We start from the raw sequence: 6,000 nt of genomic DNA, 5'->3' as shown, positions 1-6,000 counted from the left end.
ATGGACCTTGGATGCTTTATATGAATCGGGTACATTTGAGAACGGCAAACAGAAATGGCATGGGGTGCATAAGTGATATATACGTAACTCCTCGTGTCATATGTTATATATACACATGTTGTAGTGCATTTAGGAAAATTCAATAAAGAAAATAATCTGACTAATATTTATCTATTGGAATAGATAGAAAGCCTGAGCCAAAATAAATTTTAAAAATTAGTAGTAAAAATAGATTAATGAAAATACTTAATAGAGCTTGGTTTAGGATTATTGTAAGTTTATTTCTAGGAGGAGTAGCTACCGAAATTATTCATATTAGTACAGGAGATCCAAATCGACCACAAGAAATTAATTTTACTATACTTTTCGCTGGAATTTTTTACTTGATAATTACTCTTTTCACCAAAAAATATTTAACAGATTAAAAACGCGCAACAAAACACGTTGTAGTGGATTAAAAAAACCTTACGAGAAAAATTTTATCAATTAAATAGAATTATGAGAACGAAATTTATAACATTAGTCGGACTTTTAATTACAACTTTTGCTTGTGATTATGATGATTATCAGGAACCAAATATTGACGGACAATATATTGGAACTTTTGAGAGAAATGAAATGATTTCTAGTGTTGAACTTAATTTTGACAATGGAGATTTTTCTGGTGAAAGCGATAGAACTAATTTTCCTGCCATATATTTTGGGGATTTTTCTGTACAAAAACATACTCTGAGTTTTGATAATAAACAAACCATTATCACAACTGAATTTGACCCAAATCTTGTACTGAATGGAAATTGGAATTATGTATTTGAAATGAATAGATTAATTATGATAAATTCGATAGGAGACACCTATGTTTTGACAAAAAGATAAAAATGCACTACAATAACTAAGAACTGTGCTAAAAACAACCAAGAAAGCACTAATTTTCAATTAAAGTACTTCTGTGGTTTTTATCATAGATCAAACCCGATTTCGCTACCGCAAATGCCTGTTTCAGGTGCCTGTTTCAGGTGCTTGTTACAGACTGCTATTAGAGCTAGCTTTCTACTTTTCCCTTTAGCTACTATTCTGTCATAAATTGCCTTGCAGGCTTTGTTGTGTTTGCAAGCTCTAAAACTGCACATGAATAATGGATTTCTGCGTTTTGGTTTCCAATCTTACTGATCCTGGGTCGTCCCTTTACACTGCTTCCGCTTTCTCGGATCATGGGTGTCAATCCTGAATAGCTGGATAATTGGCCTGCCGAATCAAAGCGTTCAAACCCATCGGTCAGAACGATGGGCATAAGTGAGGTCTTGCTCCCCTATTCCAGGTATGGTCTCTATGTGGGTCAGTAATGCCTGATGGTCTATACCCTAATTGGGATTACTGCGTTCCCAATCTTCTATTAACGTTTTGCAATCTTTTTCGTGTTATCGACAGTGCTCTTCTGTCATGCCTGGAGCCTTGTACATCAATTGGGTGCGGTCATTGGAACGTTTTGTTAAGTTATTACTCTGGCCATATGTAATTATAAGTTATTCACAAGCTACAAACAGTAGCAATGATTCGCTACATATATGAGTAATTTTGCACTATGGAAAAAAATATATTGCATCTCGATTTGGATACCTTCTTTGTATCGTGTGAAAGATTAATCGATAGCCGACTTCAACATAGGCCCCTCTTGGTGGGAGGTACAGGATTAAGAGGCGTTGTGGCGGCATGTAGTTATGAAACCCGCCCCTATGGTGTGCATTCTGGGATGTCCATGAAGGTTGCAAGAAATTTGTGTCCGGAAGCCATTGTCATTCGCGGAGATGCTTCTATTTATACAAAATATTCTCATTTGGTAACTGAAATCATAAAGGACAAAGTACCTGTATTTGAAAAAGCGAGTGTGGACGAGTTCTATGCAGATCTGACCGGTATGGATAAGTTCCATGGGTGTTATAAATATGCTTCTGAACTTAGGCAGAGCGTTATAAAGAACAGCGGACTGCCAATTTCCTTTGGTCTGTCCGTAAATAAAATTGTTTCAAAAGTGGCCACAGGTGAAGCAAAACCAAACAACCAATTAAAGATAGATGCAGGCTTCGAAAAATCATTTTTAGCGCCTTTATCCATCCGAAAAATACCATCTGTGGGAGAGAAAACATATCAGGTTTTACGGAATCTGGGTGTTGACAAAGTCAAGATAGTTCAACAAATGCCCATAGAGATGATGATAAGCGCTTTAGGCGCCAATGGGGGCACCATATGGAAAAGGGCCAATGGTGTTGACAACCCGCCCCTGGTACCTTTTCATGAACGCAAATCCTTATCGACGGAGCGCACTTTTACCAAGGACACGATTGATATACTGAAGTTGAGAACCACCATTTTTGCGATGGCTGAAAATTTGGCATTCCAGTTAAGAAGGGGAAACAGGATAGCCGGTGTTATCAGTGTGAAAATCCGGTATTCTGATTTTAATACTTACAGTAAACAGATTAAAATTCCATATTCCAGTGCAGACCACGTGATTATCCCAAAAGTTATGGAGCTCTTCGATCTCTTGTTTCAGCGGCGTCTGTTGGTACGTTTGGTAGGAGTGAGGATCAGCGATATTGTAAGTGGTCATTATCAAATAAATTTATTTGATGATACAGAAGAAATGCTCAGTCTTTACACCGCCATGGATCATATTAGGGGGCGCTACGGTGAATCAAGTATTATGCGTGCCTCTTCCATGGGGGCAAAGACCATTGGAAGATTTGAAAACCCATTCAATGGGGAACCACCAACTTTATTAGCCCATAGAAATCAGTAATGTACCTTAACTGTCATACCTATTATTCCTTGCGTTACGGCACGTTTTCTGAGATTGAACTGTTGGAGCTTGCTAAAAAAAATAATGTCCCTACATTGGCACTGACGGACATTAACAATACATCGGCATGCCTGAATTTTATTAGGAAAGCCAAAGATTTCAATATAAAGCCTATTGTAGGCATTGACTTTAGAAATGGCCCTAAGCAAGTCTATGTAGGTATTGCCAAAAACAACGAAGGGTTTAAAGAGCTCAATGGATTTTTATCCCATCATTCGGAAAAAAAGATTGAATTGCCAGAACTTGCGCCGATTTTTGATAATTGCTACGTTATCTATTCATTTGAGCGGGCATTGCAATTAGAAAAAGAGAATTTTGCCGAAAACGAATTTATCGGGATCCCCATTGAAGAGCTGAGAAAATTAAGGTTTTCCAAATTGAAAAACCTTAAAAACAAATTAGTGGTCCTACAGACGGTAACCATAAGAAGCAAAAAGGATTTCAACGCCCATAGATTATTGAGGGCCATTGATAAAAACATCTTGTTGAGCAAGCTTGAAAAATCTGAGGAATGTAAGCTTACCGATAGCATGTTTTCTACCCTGGAGATCCATGAAGCTTTTGAGGATTTTCCAAATATTATTGAGAACACCAATACAATCTTAAATAGCTGCCATATAGAATTCAACTATGGCGAGGATCGTAAATCGCAAAACCTAAAGCTGTACACAGATTCTGTTGAAAAAGATTATAAGCTCTTAGAATCTTTATGCAAAGATAATTTATACAAACGCTATGCAGACCCTAACGAGAAAGTTTTGGCCAGATTGAAAACTGAATTGGATACCATTAAATCACTGGATTTTGTATCCTTCTTTCTTATTAATTACGACATTGTCTCTTATGCCAAAAGTAAAGGCTATTTTCATGTGGGCCGTGGGAGTGGGGCGAATAGCATTGTAGCTTATATTATTGGTATTACAGATGTTGACCCCATTGAATTGGATTTATATTTTGAACGTTTTATCAACCCGTTTAGAGCTTCGCCTCCCGATTTTGATATTGATTTCTCATGGAAAGATAGAGATGATGTGACGGATTATATCTTTAGAAGATTCCCACATACGGCTCTATTGGCCACCTACAGTACTTTTAAGTATAGAGCTGTGGTAAGGGAATTGGGAAAGGTTTTTGGATTGCCAAAGGAAGAAATAGACAAACTGAGCACGGGCAATTATTCGGTTCCCCAATTGGACGATATCTCACAGCTTGTTCTCCGATATGGAAAATTGATTGAAGGATTCCCCAATCATTTGAGCGTGCATTCTGCTGGCATACTCATTTTGGACAAGCCGATTCATTATTACTCAGCCACGGACTTACCGCCAAAAGGGTTTCCAACAGTTCAATTTGATATGATCATAGCGGAAGATGTTGGTGTATTTAAATTTGATATTTTGGGCCAGCGGGGCTTGGCCAAAATTAAGGAAGCTTTGGAGATCATTAAGGAAAATAGACCAGAGGTGCCAGCAATTGACATCAACAATGTTGAAGCTTTTAAAAAGGATAAAAATATAAATGACCTTTTAAAATCTGGAGGTGCCATTGGAGCCTACTATGTGGAATCGCCCGCAATGCGGGGATTGATGCAGCAATTACAGACACAGGATTATATTGGTCTAGTGGCTGCAAGTTCTATTATTAGACCTGGCGTATCGGGATCAGGGATGAAAGAGGAGTTTATCAAGCGACACCGGTATCCTGAAAATCGTAGGAACGGACACCCAATTCTCATGCAGATTATGCCTGAAACCTATGGAGTCATGGTATATCAAGAGGATGTCTTAAAAGTTGCCAATCAGTTTGCAGATTTATCGCTTGGAGAAGCTGATATTTTGAGGCGTGGCATGAGCGGCAAGTTCAGATCGAGACAGGAATTTATCGCTGTAGAAGAAAAATTCATCTCAAATTGTAGAAAAAAAGGCTTTAGTGATGTATTGATCTTTGAGGTCTGGAATCAGATCAAGAGTTTTGCTGGCTACGCTTTCGCGAAAGGCCATTCGGCTTCTTATGCGGTGGAGAGTTATCAGAGTTTGTTTTTAAAATGTTACTATCCATTGGAGTTTATGACTGCCGTTCTTAATAATGGCGGTGGGTTTTATAGTGTCGAGCATTATCTTCATGAAGCACAGAAACAAGGTGCTACAATTTGCCCGCCTTGTATTAACAGAAGCGACCATCCCAACAGATTGATGGGGAAATCCATTTATCTAGGTTTTGGTTATCTGAAAAATCTAGAGACCTATACTGTGCAAAGAATCCTATCAGAACGGCAATTGAATGGTCATTACAACTCCTTGGACGACTTTATAGACAGGGTAACTATTAGCATTGAACAGGTGACCATCTTAATAAGGATTAATGCGTTTCGCTTTACCAACCGGTCAAAATCGGAATTGTTGTGGCAAGCCATTTTTAAGTTAAATGCTGACGGTACCAAAAGTCAACAGTCCAAATTGTTTAAAATTCAGCATAGGGAATTTAAATTGCCCAAGATGGAAAGCAATTGGGTAGAAGACGCCTATGATGAAATGGAGCTCTTGGGCTTTCCTTTATGCAATTACTTTAGATTGGTTAATGGCGCTATAGAAAATGGCATTTTAGCCAGTCAAATGAAAGATTTCATAGGTAGAGAGGTCTTAATTTATGGCAGCTTGGTGACAACGCGATTTAATAAAACGTCTCAGGGGAAACTCATGAGATTGAGCACTTTTATAGATGTAAAGGGCGACTATTTTGATGCGGTACACTTTACCGATGTTGTCGATAAATATCCAATTAACGGATTGGGAGTCTATGCCTGCTATGGAAAAATAACAGATCGATTTGATTTTTACAGTATGAATGTTATATGGAGTACTAAATCATCCATACTTCCTGATCCTAGAAATACTTAAAATTTTGAACATTCAATTACTTTAGAATTAGTCCATGCTAAAAATGATATGCTATTGTCTTTTTATTTCAAGTGCTTTATGTTTTGTTTTCAGGCATTATTAGTTCAAAACATCAGCACTGGCTATTTGTGAGGTATTGTAAGGTTGTGCAAAAATCGTTGGCGGAAAGCACCAACAATGGCTAAGAGAGTCTCTTTAAATTTGAATACATCTCTATAAGTCTATTATGGAACGGAAGGCTAAAAC

The 6,000-nt window shown here is 37.8% G+C and carries 4 protein-coding genes and 1 pseudogene; 4 read left to right on the top strand and 1 reads right to left on the bottom strand.

Going from position 1 to position 6,000, the window contains the following annotated elements; genetic code table 11:
• Positions 1-236 precede the first annotated feature (236 nt).
• Together JEM65_RS18655 and JEM65_RS18650 are read left to right on the top strand one after the other, a co-directional pair.
• On the top strand, positions 237-425 hold the full coding sequence (locus JEM65_RS18655) for a hypothetical protein (RefSeq protein WP_199602896.1): 189 nt from the start codon (positions 237-239) through the stop codon (positions 423-425).
• A 73-nt stretch (positions 426-498) separates the two neighbouring features.
• Positions 499-876 carry a hypothetical protein gene (locus tag JEM65_RS18650; protein WP_199602895.1) on the top strand — a complete coding sequence of 126 codons (378 nt, stop codon included), beginning with the start codon at positions 499-501 and terminating at the stop codon, positions 874-876.
• A gap of 49 nt (positions 877-925) precedes the next feature.
• On the opposite strand, the pseudogene JEM65_RS18645 reads toward JEM65_RS18650, so the two are convergent.
• Positions 926-1,355, bottom strand: a pseudogene (locus JEM65_RS18645) (transposase); the annotation flags it as partial.
• Positions 1,356-1,582: 227 nt separating this feature from the next.
• On the opposite strand from JEM65_RS18645, the gene JEM65_RS18640 reads away from it, so the two are divergent.
• Positions 1,583-2,797, top strand: a complete 1,215-nt coding sequence (locus JEM65_RS18640; protein ID WP_199602894.1) for a DNA polymerase Y family protein — start codon at positions 1,583-1,585, stop codon at positions 2,795-2,797.
• Positions 2,797-5,754, top strand: a complete 2,958-nt coding sequence (locus tag JEM65_RS18635; RefSeq protein ID WP_199602892.1) for a DNA polymerase III subunit alpha — start codon at positions 2,797-2,799, stop codon at positions 5,752-5,754. Before JEM65_RS18640 ends, JEM65_RS18635 begins: the two co-directional genes overlap by 1 nt.
• Positions 5,755-6,000 lie beyond the last annotated feature (246 nt).

This window comes from Gelidibacter salicanalis (assembly GCF_016469035.1).
In the GTDB taxonomy this organism is placed as follows: Bacteria; Bacteroidota; Bacteroidia; order Flavobacteriales; family Flavobacteriaceae; genus Gelidibacter; species Gelidibacter salicanalis_A.
The sequence above is the reverse complement of the archived record's forward strand: the minus strand, read 5'-3'. Positions and strand labels throughout refer to the sequence as shown.